Genomic DNA, 17,052 nt, shown 5'->3' with positions numbered 1-17,052 from the left:
GGCAACACTAATAGACCACTAACAAATCAAGGAAAGGCCAAAGCCCTAAGAACACAGACAAGAAGCGCCGCGCAGCCAACCAAACAAGCGCCGCGAAGGCAACCCTAAACCGTCAATTCCGGCTAGCAATAGCGCGCCGATCATTAGCAGCTCCAGCTGCCGATGAAGAACCAGAATCAGCCGTCTGCGAAGACCCCTTCCCCCATACAACGGAGTTGTCAACGGCATACAACCGGCAAGGCGCCGAACTCTGCTTCTGGCAATTCGCAATAGCAACCGACATCGGATTATCACCACCTTCCGCCCATGACCAGGCCCCCGAATCCGACACAGCAAACGCCCGGCTAGGATACTGATGCAAGAAGTTGCGATAACCATTACGTCCGGCTTCATCAACAAACGGAACAGAGTCGACTGCATCAACAGCAGCAAAACCGCTCGCCTTCGGCGCCGAAGGATCCTCGACCCGATACTGCACACCCGTAGGCATCCCAACGCGGGCAAGAAACGCCTCGACAGCAGGCCACCAGATCTGCACGCCATCGCGGTCGCCCACGAGCCGATGCGCGTCATTCTTGTAGTTGCCGAAATCCACCATCTTCGCGCTCGCGCCGTGCGCGGCAAACGCGGTATACATGCCGGCCACCAGCGGTGCGGTCCACACCGAATCGTTATCGCCGTACAACCACAGCGACGGCACCTTCGTTTTCTCGCCATACGTGCCAAATGCGCGCGTCAGGTTACCCTGCCAGTCGGCGCACGCGTCCTGCCGCAACCCGCCCGAAAAATTGATCAAGGCCCGCACGCCAGTCGCAGCTTCGGTGCCGTATGCCATCGTCGCGAGACCGCCGTGCGAGGTGCCGGCCACTACGATGTGCGTGGCATCCACGTACGGCTGCTTCGACATGAATTGGATCGTCGCGGCCACGTCGCCGGCCTGGCCGACGCCATTGCGTTCGACGTCGCAACCGTCCTGCTGATACGTGCCGTCCGAATGGCCGAAGCCCTGGCGGTTCGGCGCCACCACCACGTAGCCGCGGCGCACGAATTCGCGCGCGAACGGCCGCGGGTCGCTGCGTTCCTGCGTGCGCGGGTCGCCGGGAATCTTGCCGTGGTTGAAAACGATCATCGGAAACGGGCCTGCGCCGTCCGGTTTGTAGATCGTGGTTTCGAGTGTGACGGTGCCGGCAGCGTTAACCGGCACGCGGATGATCTGTTCGTTGAGGCCTGCGGTGGGCAGATAGACGTCGTCGTCGAGTGCGATTCGCGGCACGTGCGCGCGGGTGAGAGGTCCCGCCTGGGTGTCGGCGAGCGGCTCGGCATGCGCGAGTGCGACGGCGCACATCGCCGTTGCAAACGTCACCGCACACTTCGTCAGAACCTTGCTGAACACCATTGACGCACCTGCCTCAAAAACCTGCCCTTAACACCGTGACGTTTTGTCTGTCGAATGCTGTCGCTGACAATTACCTTTCATCGGCGTTTTCGACAAACAAAAACACACTCGCGTACGTAGTGCGCCAAGCGCACGCACGCTGATCGAGATCGCACGGGATGAACCCAAACGGCCGACGCGACCCCACGCGCCGATGATGAGCGCCACACATGCTGCCCGGAACCGCTGCCGAACCCTTACCGGTGGGCTATCGACAGCTACCTGCGCATCTTGCGGAAGCGGTATGGACCTGTTCTCGCAACGTGGCGTCACAAACCTACGGCCTCATCCTGGCACGACAATTTTGTTTTGTGCAATAAAGGAGAACCCGCGACGGAATAATTGCCGGGTGCGGATCAGGATGCGTTCGTCCCCCCCAGAGGCTGCAAAGCGCCTGTCTCGCGGTGCTTGGCTGCACGAAGTAATTTGTCGAAATACGCGCGCTGTGGTGTCGAGCCAACACGAAAAAAAGGCCCTCGTTTGAGGGCCATATGTGATGACGGTGTTATTGCGCGCCGCTAAGCGGTGTAAGGCTTTCGAAGGTACGGCTTATTCGTTTACGTCACCGTCGACATAGCGCCAGCGTCCGTCCTCACCGCGTACGAAGCGGCTCAGTTCGTGCAACCGGTGGGCGCGGCCACCTACCTTGTATCGTGCGACGAATTCGACGGTCGCATGATCGGCGCTGGTTTCAGCGAAGGACTTGATCTGCAGTCCGAGCCAACGCGGTGCGTCGGGGGCGGCAGGGTTGGCGTCGAGATCCGCGGGGCAGGTGTGCGGCTCCCAGGTCGCGCGCAAATAATCCGTTGCGCCCACAACATACGCGCTGTAACGCGAGCGCATCAGTTCGAGCGCGCGCGGCGCTGTTTCACCGCCATCGATATAGCGGCCACAGCATTGCGCGAAGCGCGGTGGTTTGGCGCCGCTGCGCTGATCGGGCGCGGCGCCGCCGCAGGGGCAGTCGGACGGTCGTTGCATTGACAACAATGGCTTATTCATCAGACTTTCAGGCAAGACCACGGGCGATCAAAATTTTCTGGATGTCGCTGGTGCCTTCGTAGATCTGGCACACGCGCACATCGCGGTAGATGCGTTCGACGGGGAAGTCGCTCAGATAGCCGTAGCCGCCATGAATCTGCAATGCTGCCGAGCAGATGCGCTCGGCGGCTTCGGATGCAAACAGCTTGGCCATCGCGGCTTCGGTCAGGCAAGGCTGCCCGGCGTCTTTCAGCGAAGCCGCGTGCCAGATCAACTGGCGCGCGGCTTCGAGCTGGGTCGCCATATCGGCGAGGCGGAATTGCACGGCCTGGTGCGAAAACAGCGGCTGGCCGAAGCTCTCGCGCTCCTTCGCATACCCCAACGCCGCCTCGAACGCGGCGCGCGCCATGCCGACGCTTTGCGCCGCGATACCGATGCGCCCGCCTTCGAGCCCCGATAGCGCAATCCGATATCCTTCGCCTTCCGCGCCGATCAGGTTGGCGGCCGGCACGCGGCAATCTTCGAAAATAATCTGCGCGGTGTCCGACGAATGCTGACCGAGCTTTTCTTCGACTCGCGCGACGACGTACCCCTTCGTATCGGTGGGCACGATGAACGCGCTGATGCCGCGCTTGCCCGCCGCCTTGTCGGTCACGGCCATCACGATCGCGACGTTGCCGTTCTTGCCGCTCGTGATGAACTGTTTGACGCCGTTCAACACGTAGCTGTCGCCATCACGTGTCGCGGTGGTGCGCAGCGCGGAGGCGTCCGAACCCGCTTGCGGTTCGGTCAGGCAAAACGCGCCGAGCATCTCGCCGCGCGCGAGCGGCGTGAGCCAGTCGCGTTTCTGCGCGTCGTTGCCATAGGTCAGCAGAATGCTGCACACCGGACAGTTGTTGACCGAGATCGCGGTCGAGGTGCCGCCGTCGCCCGCTGCGATTTCTTCGAGGATCAGCGCGAGCGCCAACGCGTCCATGCCGGCGCCGCCGTATGCTTCGGGGACCAGCACGCCATACGCGCCGAGTTCGGCGAGCTGGCGATGCACGTCCTTCGGAAAGGTGCGCTCGCGGTCCCATTGCGCCGCGTGCGGCGTAACGGCTTCGCGGACAAACGTGCGCACCGCGTCGCGGACCATCAGATGATCCTGATCAAGCACCATGGCTCGGTCTCCTCATTAGTCTCCCCACCTGTCTCTTCGCCAATATCTTCACCATTCGAGCGCCGTGCCGTCGTATTGGTAGAAGCGACCGTTGAATGCTTCATGTGCTGCCGCGGCCTGCGCAAGCACTTCACGCATGCCCGTGACGCTGCGCGCCGGATCGATCGCCGCTTGCGCGCCACCCATATCGGTGCGCACCCAGCCAGGATGCAGCGAAATACAGGTTGCGCGCGTGGCGTCCAGTGAAGCGATCTTCAGCGCGTCGTTCAGCGCAGCCTTACTCGCCCGATACAGCCAGCCGGTCGTGCCGCTTGCGTCGCCGATGCTACCCATCTTGCTCGAGATCACCGCGAACACGCCGCCCGCTTCTTCGACGAGCGGCAGCAGGATCGGCATCAACTGCATCGGACCGCGCACGTTGGTATGCATGACCTGGTCGAAGTCTTCCGACGTAATCGTCTCGATGTCCTCGGTGCGTGGCCCGTACACGCCGGACACCAGCACCGCCGCGTCGAGCCGTTCGCCGTCGAGCTTCCAGCCGAGCGCGGCGATTTCTTCGGGTGCGGTGACGTCGAGTGAAAAGGTCTCCGCGCCGAGCGCCTTCAGCGCGTCGAGCGCGGCGCCGTCGCGCGCGGTGGCGAGCACGCGCCAGCCGCTCTTCATGTACTGCCGCACGAACTCCTGGCCGATGCCACGCGACGCACCGACGATCAACACTGTCTTCATCGAATCACCTCAAGCTTGCAAACGCCTGGTAACAGCGCGTCAAACCAGTTCAATGCCCATCGCGGTCGCTTCGCCGCCCCCGATACACAGCGTCGCGACACCGCGCTTCAGACCGCGATTTTTCAACGCCCCGATCAGCGTGACGAGAATCCGCGCGCCCGAAGCGCCGATCGGATGGCCGAGCGCGCAGGCGCCGCCGTTCACGTTGACCTTGTCGTGCGGCAGGTGATGTTCCTTCATCGCAGCCATCGTGACCACCGCGAACGCCTCGTTGACCTCGTAGAGATCCACTTCGTCGGCGCGCCAGCCGTTCTTCTCGAACAGCTTGCGAATCGCACCGACCGGTGCTGTGGTGAACTTCGCCGGTTCCTGAGCGAAGGTGGAGTGGCCGACCACACGAGCAAGCGGTTCGACGCCGAGACGCTTCGCGGTCGATTCACGCATCATCACGAGCGCCGCGGCGCCGTCGGAAATCGACGACGAGTTCGCCGCCGTCACCGTGCCGGTTTTGCTGAACGCGGGCTTGAGCGTCGGAATCTTGTCGAGGTTCGCCTTGAACGGCTGCTCGTCGTGATCGATGGTCACGTCGCCCTTGCGGCTTTCCACCTTCACCGGCGCGATTTCCCATGTGAACGAGCCGTCTTCATTCGCGCGCTTCGCACGATTCAGGGACTCGACGGCGAACGCATCCTGCGCTTCACGCGTGAAGTCGAACGAGGCCGCGCATTCCTCGGCGAAGGTGCCCATCAGACGGCCCTTTTCGTAGGCGTCTTCGAGGCCGTCGTAGAACATGTGGTCGATCACCTGGCCGTGGCCCATGCGCATGCCGTTACGTGCCTTGGGCAACAGATACGGCGCGTTCGTCATGCTTTCCATGCCGCCCGCGACGATCACGTCGACCGAGCCCGCGGCCAGCATGTCGTGCGCGAACATCGCCGCGCGCATGCCGGAGCCGCACATCTTGTTGACGGTCGTGCTGCCGGTGCTCAAAGGCAAACCGGCGCCGAGCGCGGCCTGACGCGCGGGCGCCTGGCCGAGGCCTGCGGGCAGCACGCAACCCATTACCACTTCGTCGATCTGCTCAGGCTTCAACCCGGCGCGTTGCACGGCGGCTTCGATTGCAACCGAGCCCAACTGCGGCGCGGTTAGCGTTGCGAAATCGCCCTGAAATGCCGCCATCGGCGTACGGGCCACACCTACGATTACGATCGGATCAGACTTTGTCTCGCTCATGTTTGTCTCACTCGTGTTTAAGCTGTTTGATCACACCTTCGACGATGGCCGGCACGTCGCCGAGCTGGGCCGCTTCGGCGGCCGCCGCATCGTTGTCCTCCTGGTACGCACCGCCGGCCGATACGGCCGCGATGCAGCGCTTGTAGGTTGCATCGAGCGCCGCGGGGTCGTTGATTGTCATGCCGAGGTCGCGCACCTTGCCGTCATGCACGCCATATACCCAGCCGTGTACGGTCAGTTCCTGGCCGCGTGCCCACGCGTCGTTGATGATGGTGGTCCGGCATACGTTCATGACCTGTTCGATCGCATTCAGTTCGACCAGCCGCCGATGGCGCGCCTCACCAAGCGGCCATTCTTCGATCAGCGCAGCATGCTTGGTGCGCACGTCCTGCACGTGATGCAGCCAGTTATCCGCGAGACCCACGCGCCGGCCGTGCAGCGCCGCGCCGACGCCCGAGCAGCCATAGTGACCCACCACCATGATGTGCTTGACCTTCAGCAGATCGACGGCGAACTGGATCACCGACAGGCAGTTCAGATCCGTGTGCACCACCACGTTGGCGATATTTCTGTGCACGAACACTTCGCCCGGAGGCAGGCCGATGATCTGGTTGGCCGGCACGCGCGAATCGGAACAGCCGATCCACAGATATTCGGGTGTCTGCTGGTGCGCGAGGCGCGAGAAGTACTCCGGGTCTTCGGACAGCTTGCGGGCCACCCACGCGTCGTTGTTGTCGAACAGGTGGGCAAGCGGATTGGCAGCGGGAGAAGCGTTCGTGTTCATGTTGAGTCTGGGCGGTTGCTCGACCGATTGACCGGTCGATGTCGTTGCATAAGGTTCGGACGATGCATTCAACGATGCGGGCAGCGCATAGTGCTTACGCCACGCGCACGGTGCGTTCATCTGCCTGGTTCTCCGGTAGTCCGGACGCCGTATCGGCGAATCGTTCCGGATAGCGGATGCAGAAGCGCACGCTGCTGTCGTACGGGAAAAAGTCGGGCAGTTCGCCTTTCAATAGATGATCCTTGTGCCGTTGCCACAGCGCTGGATCGAAGAAGTCCGCGTGATGCTGCATGAAGGACCGGCGCACGCGTGGATCGCCGAGCAGAAACGTGCCGTATGTCTCCGGGAAAATGTCGTGCGGGCCGACCGAGTACCACGGCTCGCCCGACATTTCGTCTTCCTCGTAACGTGGCGCCGGCACCGCGCGCACGTTGCATTCCGTCAGGTATTCGATTTCATCGTAGTCGTAGAACACGACGCGGCCGTGACGCGTCACGCCGAAGTTCTTGTACAGCATGTCGCCAGGGAAGATGTTCGCCTGCATCAATTCCTTGATCGCGTTGCCGTATTCCTTGATGCCGTGCTCGACGTCCTCGTCGCTGCCGTTTTGCAGGAACAGATTGAGCGGCACCATTCGGCGTTCGATATACATGTGACGAATCACCAGGTTGTCGCCGTCGTATTCGATCAAGGACGGCACTTCCTTTTCTAGTTCGCGCAGCAGTGCTTCGTCGAGCCGCGAAATGGGCAGCGCGACGCTCGAATATTCGAGCGTGTCGGCCATCCGGCCCAAACGGTCATGACGCTTGACGAGCTGATACTTCCGCTGGATCTGCTCGCGCGTGGTTTCCTTCGGCGGCGGAAAGTGATCTTTGATCAGCTTGAATACGTACGGAAACGAAGGCAGCGTGAACACCAGCATCACGAGCCCCTTGATGCCGGGCGCGATGATGAACGGATCGCTGGAATGCTTCAGATGGTGCAGCAGATCGCGATAGAACAGATTCTTGCCCTGCTTCTGCAAACCCACCGACGTATAGATTTCCGCCTTCGGTTTGCCCTGCATGATCGTGCCGAGAAATTCGACGTAAGCGGACGGCACTTCCATGTCCACGAGGAAGTACGAATGCGAGAAGCTGAAGATGATCAGCAACTGGTCGCGTTTGAGCAGCACCGTATCGAGTGCAAGCACGCCGGGTTTTACGTGGCGCAGTGGCACCGCGAATGGCAGCAACAAATCGCCGTTGATGATCCGTCCAACGATATACGCCGACTTGTTCCGATAAAACAGTGACGAAAGCACGTGAATCTGGAAGTTGGGCGCTTCGTCGAACACGCCGAACGCATCGTGGATCGCCTGCATCACGCATTCGACGTCGCGCGTCAGATCCTCAAACGGCGGCTCCAACTGGAAGTTCGTGACGATGCGCTCGAGCGTCGCGGCAAGACCGTCCTTGCCGGGGTAATACGCACGATAGGTCGGCTTCGCCGCCGGTTCGTCATTCTCGATGTATTCGGTCGAGATCGCCGGGCGTACGAAAATAAAGTCGTTGTTGAAATACGAACGGTGCAGGATCTTGCAGCACACCGAATTGAAGAACGTCTCCGCGCACTCGGGCTGACGGTGCGTGGTCAGGAGGCCGATGTAGTGGAGCTTGATCTGCTGCCACACTTCGTCGTCGATATTTTCGGCGTCGTATTCGTCTTCGAGCAGTTCGACGCACTCCTCGACGCGATCGTCATACGAGGTGATGCGCTCGCGCGCCAGCGTTTGCAGGCCATGCCAGTCGGCAGCTTCGAAGAGCGTTTTGGCATGGATCGCGGCGTCACGGAAGATGCGGTAGTGCCGATCGAATCCTTCGAGCATCGTCTGGGCGACGTCAAAGCCGATCTGTGACGACAGCAGTTTGGGAAAGTGATTCATGTCGGCCGTGCATTTGTCCCATGTCATGAAGACACCCGTGATTGTATCGTCCGGGTGCACCCGCGGCGCGTCGCGCCGTTCTCCGCTCAGGCGGACCTGGTCTCGCGTGAACCGCCTTCCAGCAGCGCGCGCGCCTGGGTTTCGTACTGCGCGAGGTCTTCGAGCGTCGCGTTCAGATCTTCCAGTTGACGTTCGAGCACGTCGCGATGGCGCGCCACCGTGGCAAGGAAGGCCTGCAATTGCGGCACGGTGTCGGTCGGCGACTCGTAGACGTCGAGCAGATCGCGGATCTCCGACAGCGTGAAGCCGAGCCGTTTGCCGCGCAGCGTGAGCTTCAGGCGGGTGCGGTCGCGGCCCGAATAGACGCGCCGCAAGCCGCTCGATCCCTCACGGCTGGGCGAGAGTAAACCCTGGTCTTCGTAGAAGCGGATCGCCCGCGGCGTGACGTCGAATTCCCGCGCGAGCTCGGTGATCGTGTATTGCGTGTTCATCGGGGCATCCCGTAGCCGGGCAGAAAATCGGATTGAACGATAGAATCGACGTTTACGTTATCGTCAACTTGATCGAAACGCAACTACGGTGCAATACGGCACCGGCATGTCCTGGCCGGGCCGCAACCACGCCGTCCGGCATCGCATACCTCGCCATGCCGGATGGCCGACGGAGGAAGACAACCACAATGAATGCACTCGAACATCAACTCGACTACCCGTTCAACGACACCTTGCCCGAAGCGGGCCAGACGATGGAAGTCGCGCCCGGCGTGTTCTGGCTGCGCATGCCGCTGCCGTTTGCACTCGACCACATCAATCTGTGGCTGCTACGCGATGAGATCGACGGTCAAGAAGGGTGGACGGTAGTCGACTGCGGCATTACGTCGGACACGATCAAGGAGAACTGGGAGAAAGTGTTCGACTCGGTGCTCGACGGCCTGCCGGTGCTGCGCGTGATCGTCACGCATTGCCACCCGGATCACATCGGCCTCGCGCACTGGATCTGCAGCGGCGGCGACAAGAAGCGCTGGAATGTGCGTTTGTGGATGACGCTCGGCGAATACATGCAAGCCCGTGTAATGGCGGCGGGTGACGGTTCGAATGCGGGCGGCGAGGGCGCAGCGCGCCACTTCGCACGTCACGGCTTGAACGACGAGACGTCGCTCGAGAAACTGCGCAATCGCACGAGCTACTACTCGAGCCTCGTGCCAGCGATTCCTGGGCAGTACCGCCGCCTGCGCGAAGCCGATGGCGTGAAGATCGGTGGCAAAACGTGGCGCGTGGTAACGGGCTTCGGCCATTCGCCGGAACACTGCGCGTTGCATTGCGAAGAGACGGGCACGCTGATCTCCGGCGACATGGTGCTGCCACGTATTTCGACCAACGTCTCGGTGTTCGACATGGAGCCCGAAAGCACGCCGCTCGCGCTGTATCTGGAATCGCTCGGCCGCTACGAGACGATGCCTGAAGACACGCTCGTGCTGCCGTCGCATGGCAAGCCGTTTCGCGGTGTGCGTACGCGTATCAAGCAACTGCGCGAGCATCATGACGCGCGTCTGGCTGAAGTGCGCGAGGCCTGTGCGGAGAAACCACAGAGCGCTGCGGATATCGTGCCGTTGATGTTCAAGCGCCAACTCGACATCCATCAGATGACGTTCGCGATGGGCGAGGCGTTGGCGCACTTGCATCTGCTGTGGCTGGCCGGCGAGTTGAAGCGCACGCAGGATGCGGATGGGGTGATCCGGTTTTCGGCGTGATCGCGTCGACAGGTTGATAAGTCGATAAAAAAAGCCCGGTTGCGAAAAGCAAACCGGGTTTTTTTTAAAGCGGCGTGGCGGAAGCTTACTGCACCGCTACCGTCCCAAAGTTCTGCCGTCCGAACGGACTCACGTGATAGCCGCTCACGTTCGTACGCGTGATGGCCGCTGCGGTCGGATAACCCAGCGGAATCCACAGTGCCTGATCGTGGATGATCTGCTGCGCCTGTTCATACGCTTTCGCGCGTTTGGCCTGATCGGGCGTGGTCTTGCCGTCGGCGATCAGTTTGTCCAGATCCTGATCGCAGAAGCGCGCGAAATTGATCCCCGACTTCACCGCATTGCAACTGAAGAGCGGTGACAGATAGTTGTCCGGATCGCCGTTATCGCCAGCCCAGCCCATGAACAGCGTGTCATGCTGGCCTTGTTTGGCCTGCTTGATCAGCTCGCCCCATTCGATCACCTTCACATCCGCCTTCACGCCGATCTTGGCGAAGTCGGCTTGCAGCAGTTCGGCGCCGGCCTTCGGATTCGGGTTCAGCACGCTGCCGTTCGGACGCACCCAGATCGTCGTTTCGAAGCCGTTCGGATAGCCCGCGTCCGCGAGCAGTTTCTTCGCCTTTGCCGGATCGTACGGCCATGCCTTCACGCCCTTGTCATAGCTCCACGTGTTCGGCGGATACGGATTGACGGCCGGCGTCGCGGTGTTGTCGAAGATCGCCTTCAGATAGGTGGTGCGGTCGAACGCCATGTTCAGGGCCGCGCGCACCTTCTGGTTGTCGAGCGGCTTCTTCTGCGTGTTCAGTGCGACGAACGCGGTCATGAACGCCGGCGTCTGCACGATGGCGAGCGACTTATCCTCCTTCGCTTCGGCGAGATCCTGCGGCTTCGGCGACAGCGCGATCTGGCATTCGCCGGCCTTCACCTTTTGCGCGCGCACTGTGGCGTCCGGCGTGATCGCGTAGATCAGACGGTCGATCTTCGGTTTCGCGCCCCAGTACGTCGGGTTCACGTCGTAGCGGATCACCGCGTCTTTCGTGTAGCTCTTCAATTCGAACGGACCGGTGCCGATCGGCTTCGAATTCAGGTCGACCTGTTTGCCGGCCTTGAGCAACTGGTCGGCGTATTCAGCCGAATAGATCGAAGCGAAACCCATCGTCAGGATCGAAACGAAGGTCGCGTCCGGTGCGTTCAGTTCGAACTTGACGGTGTTGTCGTCGACCTTGCTGATCGACTTGATGAGCTTCGGCAAGCCCATCGATTGCGCGTGCGGGAAACCGCTCGCGCCCGCCACTTTGTGCCACGGATTGCTGTCGTTGAGCATCCGGTCGAACGTGAAGACGACGTCGTCGGCATTCAGCGCGCGGGTTGGCTTGAAGTAGTCGGTGGTCTGGAACTGCACGTTCGGGCGCAGATGGAACGTGTAGGTGAGGCCGTCGGCGCTCACGTCCCATTTGTCAGCCAGCGCGGGTACCACCTTCTTCGCGGCCTCGTCGTACGAGACCAGCGAATTGAAGATCACGTCGGCCGACGCATTGGTCGTCACCAGCGAATTGAACTGCACGACATCGAAGCCGTCGGGGCTCGACTCGGTACAGACGGTCAGCGGTTTGGCGAGCACGAGCGCGGGCGCCGTGAACAGTACGGCGGCTGCGAGCAGTTTGAAGCGCATAGGATCTCCCATAACAAGCGCAGTCAGGCAGTGCGTCTGGTTGTGTGGTTATGTTCCGTTGACGGGTGGCGACCGGTCTGGCCGTCGTCTTTATTGTGATACGTTTCCGGCGCTGGCGCATGCTTTGGCTGCTGCGCTACATGCACGTCCTCGCCTTCGCGAAAGCTTATCGAAGGGTGGTTGCGGCGACAACAATTTAATCCGCATATCCATATGGGTTGAGGGTGTTGCCGCTCATGACGCAGCCGCCCGCTGCAACAGGTAACCGATGCCTTCAATGGCGCGCACGCCGTACCACGATACCAACTCCCCATCTATCAACTCAATGCGCTTGCCGGCCAGACGCGGGTCACGCTTCAGCGCGTCACAATGCGCTTGTGTGAAGCGATAGGGCTCGTTGGAGAGGAGTATGCGATCGACGCCGGCAAGCCACGGCGCGTGGCCGAAGTCGAGCACGGGATAACGCGCTGCGCCGGCCGTGCCGCCTTCCACGTCGGGCAGCGTCTGCCAGTTCACGAGCCTCAGCATCGCGGCGATATAGGTATCGCGCGCCACCGTCATCCATGGTTCGCGCCAGATCAGATACAACACGTTTTGCTTGGGAAACACCTGCGCCGCGGCCTCGTGCAGGCGTATTTCGAGCGCCTCGCTCAAGCGCTGCGCTTCTTGTTCGCGGTCGAAGATCGCGCCCAGCAACGCGTACAGCGAGAGATTGTCCTGCGGCGTCTGCGGATGGGTCACGACGATATGCGGCACGAACGCGCGCAATTGCTCGACGGTATCGCGCTCGTTTTCGTCGATATTGACGATCAGATGGGTGGGCCGCAAAGCACGAATCGCGTCGACATTCACGGCCTTGGTGCCGCCGACCTTGTGCACCTGCCGCACCTTGTCGCGGGGATGCACGCAAAAACCGGTGCGTCCGACAATCTGCCTGTCGAGCCCCAGAGCGAACAGCAATTCGGTGATGCTCGGCACCAGCGAGACGATGCGAGTATTGGCGCCCCGAGTACCGACGCCCGACGCATGGGCATCCCCCATTTCGTACGCGACGCCGGCTGCATCGACCGCACGAGGCTGCATGACTTACTCGGTGGCGGCGCGCGGTTTGCGCGGCGCGCGTTCGAAGGCGCGGTCGTAGAGCCAGCGCGGCAGCACGTGCAGCAGCATCGCCACGATGCGCATCTGCCATGGGAACACGGCAAACGCGGTTTGACGCTCGACCGCCCCGGCGACCTTCACCGCGAAGCGGTCGGCGTCCATCAGGAACGGCATGGTGTACGGATTGTGCTCGGTCATCGGCGTGCGGATATACCCGGGGGCGATCGTGACCACGCCGACGCCGAGCGGGCGCATTTCGACGCGCAACGCTTCCAGATACTTGAGCGCAGCCGACTTCGACGCGCTGTACGCGCCTGACCCCGGCAAGCCCCGCACACTGGCGACGCTGGCGATCCCGACCAGCGTGCCTTTCTTCGCCGCGACCATCGCGGCGGCGAACGGCTCGAAGGTGGCGACCATGCCGAAATAGTTGATATCCATCACTTCGCGGAACGTGCGCAGATCGCCGTGCCCGGTGACCGCTCCGCGGCTGATGCCGGCATTGGCAATCACGACGTCCGGCAATCCGTGCTGCGCGATGAACTGCGCAGCCGCTTCGGCGAGCGCCTCGGCGTCGCGGACGTCGACGGAATAGGTGGAGATGGAATTCTGCGGATGGGACTGCTGGAAGGCGGCGAGCGCGTCGCCGCGGCGGGCAACCAGGCCGAGAATCGCGCCGCGCCGCGCATATTCGGCGGCAAGCGCGAGGCCGATGCCACTCGAGGCGCCGGTAATGAAGACCTTCAGGGGGGAGCTCATTCCGGCGTCTCGGCTTTACATCTTCTTGGCGCGGATCTGCTGCACCAGGTAGTCGAGTACCTGGGTCGTACCCGGCAGGCTGTTGGTCGCAGCCGGGCCGGTTTCATACTTGCCCTGCACGGCCAGCGTCGGCACGCCGTCGATCTTGTAGTCTTCCATCAACTTCTTGTCTTTTTGCAGCGCGCTTTGCGTCGAGAACGAGTTGTACGCGTCCATGTACTTCTTCGGATCGACGCCGTTCTTCGCGAGGAACTTGGCTTGGTCTTCCGGCGTCAGCAGGTAGTTCTTGTTGACGTGGATTTCATTGAAGACCTTCGGCGTGAGTTGCGTGGCGAGGCCGAGTGCGTCGAGCGCGTGGTACATCTTCGAGTGCGGAATGAAGTCGTCGCGGAAGGCGACCGGCACGCGCTTGAACACCACGTCCGGACCTTGCTTCTTCACCCACGCTTCGAGGAACGGGTTGAATTCGTTGCAGTGCGGGCAGCCGTACCAGAAGAATTCGGTGACTTCGATCTTGCCGGCCGGCACGTCCGTAGGTTGCGGCGTGGACAGCACGGTGTAGTCCTTGCCGGAAACCGGTGCGGTCGGCGATGCATGCGCCGTGGCGGCAACCAGGCCCAGCGAGAGGAACAGAATGCTCAGCAGTTTTTTCATGTTGTGTTGACCCAAGTAGGCGGTAAAGCGGTGGCGCCACGCAAATGCCCGTCACCGTTTTCAATATCGGCGTTGGACGCTCTAGTCGTCCGTTGTGTTTGCCGGTTGTGCTTGTGACCCGCACCGCACGCCAATAGTTCGGCGGCGGCGCGTTCCGGCAAATCACCGTTTGTTTATTGTTTGCTTATTGCTTCGTAAAGCGGATCACGGCTGTATCCACGCCCGCGTCGGACAGACGCTGACGGCTCGAATTCATGTCCTCGAACTTCGAAAACGGGCCGATACGCACACGGTAGTACGTCACGCCGCCCGCATCGCGCTGCGTGACCTTCGATTCGAAGCCCTGGAAGGCGAGACGCGCACGCTGCTGCTCGGCATCGGCCGAGGTCTTGTAGGCGCCCACTTGCAGGAAATAGCCCGTGTTCGCGTCACCCGCTGTCGGCGCCGCGCCCGAACCCGGCTTGGCGTTGGCAGCCGTGGTGGGCGACGTACCCTTCGGCGCGGAGCCTGCCGCGGTGGCGGCCGGTGCGCTTGCGCCTTGCGGCTTTTTCACCGGTCCGCTGGCCGTGCCGTTGCCGTTATCCTGCGCGGGCTTTGGTGCGACTGCCGTGCCGTTCGCATTACCGTTCGACGGCGGTACTTCGACGATCTGCGGTTCTTCCAGCATGCCCGACTGCGTTTGCGCGTTGGTCTGGCCCGGCGCGGTGTTTGGCGGCGCCGGCTGCGCGGCTTGCGGCACCGGCTGACCCGGCGTCTTGCCTTGCAGCGGACGGTTCGGGTCGTATTGCTGCGCCTGGCTCGCGCCGGTGTCGGGCGCCGCGGGCGGCGCGACCTTCGAGACGAACGGCGTAGGCGCACGGGTGATATACAGCGCCACCACTACCGCGATCGCGAGACCGACGATCAGGCCCAGCACGATGCCGAGAAAAGTCCCCCCGGTTTGTTTCGATTGCGATTGCTTTGTTGTGCGGCGTGGTTTTGCCATCGTATGAATCACCTGCAAAAAGAATCCTGGAACGGCCGTCGATTATAACGACGGCCGCATGCATGTTGCGCCGGAGGACTTACATCTTGACGGGAGCGGAGACGCCGATCGTCGCGAGACCGTTGGCCAGCACCTGACGCGTGGCCGCAAGCAGCGCGACGCGTGCGTTGCGCTCGGCAGCGTCGTCGACCAGCACGCGTTCGGCTCTGTCATTGTAGAACGAGTGGAATTCCCCGGCGAGGTCGCGCAGATAGAACGCAACCGCGTGCGGCGCGAGTTCGCCGGCGGCGTGCTCCAGCATGTCCGGGAACTCGGCGAGCTTGTTCAGCAGGGCCATGGCGCGTTCGCTGGTGAGCGGCGACACGTCCACCGTGGCCAGCGTGCTTTCGTCCGTGCTGTAGCGCGCCTTGCATTCCGCGATGACCGAGCAGATCCGCGCATGCGCATACTGCACGTAGTGCACCGGATTTTCGTCGTTTTGTTTCAACGCCAGGTCGATGTCGAACACGAATTCCGTATCCGCCTTGCGCGAAATCAGGAAGAAGCGCACGGCGTCGCGGCCGCGGCGAATCGTCTCTTCGTCGATCAGGTCGACGGCGGCTTCCGAGCCCGGCGTCGCGCCGCCCGACCATTCGATCAGGTCGCGCACGGTCACATAGCTGCCGGCGCGTTTCGAGATTTTCACCTCTTCGCCGTTGCGCATCACCGTGACCATCTTGTGCAGGATGTAGTCGGGATAGCCCTTCGGAATGCCGATGCCGAGACCTTGCAGGCCGGCGCGCACGCGCGCGATCGTGCCGTGGTGGTCCGAGCCCTGAATGTTGATGACCTTGGTGAAGCCGCGTTCCCACTTGGCGACGTGGTAGGCGACGTCCGGCACGAAGTACGTGTAGGTGCCGTCGGTCTTGCGCATCACGCGGTCTTTGTCGTCACCGTCGTCGGTGGTGCGCAGCCACAGCGCGCCTTCCTGTTCGTAGGTTTTGCCGGCGGCGATCAGCGCCGCGACGGTCTTCTCGACCCGGCCTTCCTTGTACAGCGACGACTCGAGGTAGTACTCGTCGAACTTGACGCCGAAGGCCTGCAAGTCCATGTCCTGCTCGCGGCGCAGGTAGGCGACCGCGAAGCGGCGGATCGCTTCGAGGTCGTCGACGTCGGCCGCGCCCGTGACGGGTTCGCCGTCGCTCGCGGCAACCGTGACGCCGTTCAGATAGTCTTTGGCGATGTCGGCGATGTACTCGCCGTTGTACGCCGAGGCCGGCCAGCCTTGGTCGCCTGGGGCGAGGCCGCGGGCGCGGGCCTGGGTCGACAGGGCGAGCGTCTGGATCTGCACGCCGGCGTCGTTGTAATAGAACTCGCGGTGCACGTCCCAGCCTTGCGAGGCCAGCACGTTCGAGAGCGCGTCGCCGAGCGCGGCCTGGCGGCCGTGGCCGACGTGCAGCGGGCCGGTCGGGTTGGCCGAGACGAATTCGATCAGCACATGCTTGCCGGCTTCGCGCTGCGAACGGCCAAAGGCGTCCTTTTCGGCGAACACGGCGGCGATGACCGCCTGCTTGGCGGCGGCCGCGAGGCGCAGGTTGATGAAGCCGGGGCCGGCTACTTCGGCGGCTTCCACGAGACCCTTGGCTTGCGGTTGCGCGAGCAGCGCGTCGACGATCTGTTGCGCCAACTGGCGCGGGTTGGCGCGCAGCGGTTTGGCGAGTTGCATCGCCACATTGCAGGCGACGTCGCCGTGCGCGGCGACCTTGGGACGCTCCAGCGTGATCGTGGGCGACACGAAGGCGGCTTCGCTCGCGCCTTGGGTTGCGTCAGCAACCTGCTTCACCGTGTCGGCGAGCAGTGTTTCGAGGGTATGTTTATGTGCAGGCAGCATGCTTGTTGCGAGTCCAGTGAGG

At 62.3% G+C, this 17,052-nt stretch carries 15 protein-coding genes; 1 reads left to right on the top strand and 14 read right to left on the bottom strand.

Going from position 1 to position 17,052, the window contains the following annotated elements:
• Positions 1-112 precede the first annotated feature (112 nt).
• The 8 genes from M0D67_RS09140 to M0D67_RS09105 form a co-directional block, all read right to left on the bottom strand.
• Positions 113-1,396 carry a dienelactone hydrolase family protein gene (locus tag M0D67_RS09140; protein WP_266238615.1) on the bottom strand — a complete coding sequence of 428 codons (1,284 nt, stop codon included), beginning with the start codon at positions 1,394-1,396 and terminating at the stop codon, positions 113-115.
• A gap of 588 nt (positions 1,397-1,984) precedes the next feature.
• Positions 1,985-2,434, bottom strand: a complete 450-nt coding sequence (locus M0D67_RS09135) for a YchJ family protein (RefSeq protein ID WP_266238613.1) — start codon at positions 2,432-2,434, stop codon at positions 1,985-1,987.
• Positions 2,435-2,441: 7 nt separating this feature from the next.
• On the bottom strand, positions 2,442-3,572 hold the full coding sequence (locus M0D67_RS09130) for an acyl-CoA dehydrogenase family protein (RefSeq protein WP_171925121.1): 1,131 nt from the start codon (positions 3,570-3,572) through the stop codon (positions 2,442-2,444).
• A 48-nt stretch (positions 3,573-3,620) separates the two neighbouring features.
• Positions 3,621-4,298 (bottom strand): SDR family oxidoreductase, encoded by a 678-nt coding sequence (locus M0D67_RS09125; RefSeq protein ID WP_171925122.1) that lies wholly within the window; start codon positions 4,296-4,298, stop codon positions 3,621-3,623.
• A 39-nt stretch (positions 4,299-4,337) separates the two neighbouring features.
• On the bottom strand, positions 4,338-5,531 hold the full coding sequence (locus M0D67_RS09120) for an acetyl-CoA C-acetyltransferase (RefSeq protein WP_154564103.1): 1,194 nt from the start codon (positions 5,529-5,531) through the stop codon (positions 4,338-4,340).
• A gap of 7 nt (positions 5,532-5,538) precedes the next feature.
• The gene (gene can / locus M0D67_RS09115; protein ID WP_154564192.1) at positions 5,539-6,315 is read right to left on the bottom strand and encodes a carbonate dehydratase; all 777 of its coding nucleotides are present in this window, start codon (positions 6,313-6,315) and stop codon (positions 5,539-5,541) included.
• 94 nt (positions 6,316-6,409) lie between these two features.
• A complete protein-coding gene (aceK, locus tag M0D67_RS09110) occupies positions 6,410-8,239 on the bottom strand; it encodes a bifunctional isocitrate dehydrogenase kinase/phosphatase (protein ID WP_171925195.1) in 1,830 nt (609 codons plus the stop codon).
• A gap of 86 nt (positions 8,240-8,325) precedes the next feature.
• Positions 8,326-8,730 carry a MerR family DNA-binding transcriptional regulator gene (locus M0D67_RS09105; RefSeq protein WP_054035656.1) on the bottom strand — a complete coding sequence of 135 codons (405 nt, stop codon included), beginning with the start codon at positions 8,728-8,730 and terminating at the stop codon, positions 8,326-8,328.
• 188 nt (positions 8,731-8,918) lie between these two features.
• Between M0D67_RS09105 and M0D67_RS09100 the strand changes: the two genes are divergently transcribed.
• Positions 8,919-9,989, top strand: coding sequence for an MBL fold metallo-hydrolase (locus M0D67_RS09100; RefSeq protein WP_171925123.1), 1,071 nt, complete (start codon positions 8,919-8,921; stop codon positions 9,987-9,989).
• A gap of 85 nt (positions 9,990-10,074) precedes the next feature.
• Here the strand turns inward: M0D67_RS09100 and M0D67_RS09095 are convergent, their stop codons facing one another.
• The 6 genes from M0D67_RS09095 to argS all read right to left on the bottom strand — a co-directional run bounded on the left by M0D67_RS09095 (position 10,075) and on the right by argS (position 17,030).
• Positions 10,075-11,661 carry an ABC transporter substrate-binding protein gene (locus M0D67_RS09095; RefSeq protein WP_171925124.1) on the bottom strand — a complete coding sequence of 529 codons (1,587 nt, stop codon included), beginning with the start codon at positions 11,659-11,661 and terminating at the stop codon, positions 10,075-10,077.
• Between the two features lie 234 nt (positions 11,662-11,895).
• A complete protein-coding gene (locus M0D67_RS09090; protein WP_171925125.1) occupies positions 11,896-12,744 on the bottom strand; it encodes a helical backbone metal receptor in 849 nt (282 codons plus the stop codon).
• A gap of 3 nt (positions 12,745-12,747) precedes the next feature.
• Positions 12,748-13,521: an SDR family oxidoreductase gene (locus M0D67_RS09085; RefSeq protein WP_171925126.1), complete on the bottom strand. Its 774-nt coding sequence runs from the start codon at positions 13,519-13,521 to the stop codon at positions 12,748-12,750.
• A gap of 15 nt (positions 13,522-13,536) precedes the next feature.
• Positions 13,537-14,175, bottom strand: a complete 639-nt coding sequence (locus M0D67_RS09080) for a thiol:disulfide interchange protein DsbA/DsbL (protein ID WP_154564113.1) — start codon at positions 14,173-14,175, stop codon at positions 13,537-13,539.
• Between the two features lie 184 nt (positions 14,176-14,359).
• Positions 14,360-15,178, bottom strand: a complete 819-nt coding sequence (locus M0D67_RS09075) for an SPOR domain-containing protein (RefSeq protein ID WP_154564115.1) — start codon at positions 15,176-15,178, stop codon at positions 14,360-14,362.
• 61 nt (positions 15,179-15,239) lie between these two features.
• Positions 15,240-17,030: an arginine--tRNA ligase gene (gene argS / locus M0D67_RS09070; protein ID WP_171925128.1), complete on the bottom strand. Its 1,791-nt coding sequence runs from the start codon at positions 17,028-17,030 to the stop codon at positions 15,240-15,242.
• Positions 17,031-17,052: the final 22 nt, after the last annotated feature.

Origin of the sequence: Paraburkholderia sp. SECH4, from assembly GCF_030511745.1 — a bacterium.
In the GTDB taxonomy this organism is placed as follows: Bacteria; Pseudomonadota; Gammaproteobacteria; order Burkholderiales; family Burkholderiaceae; genus Paraburkholderia; species Paraburkholderia madseniana.
Note: the sequence above shows the minus strand (reverse complement) of the source record. Positions and strands in the feature narration are given on the sequence as shown.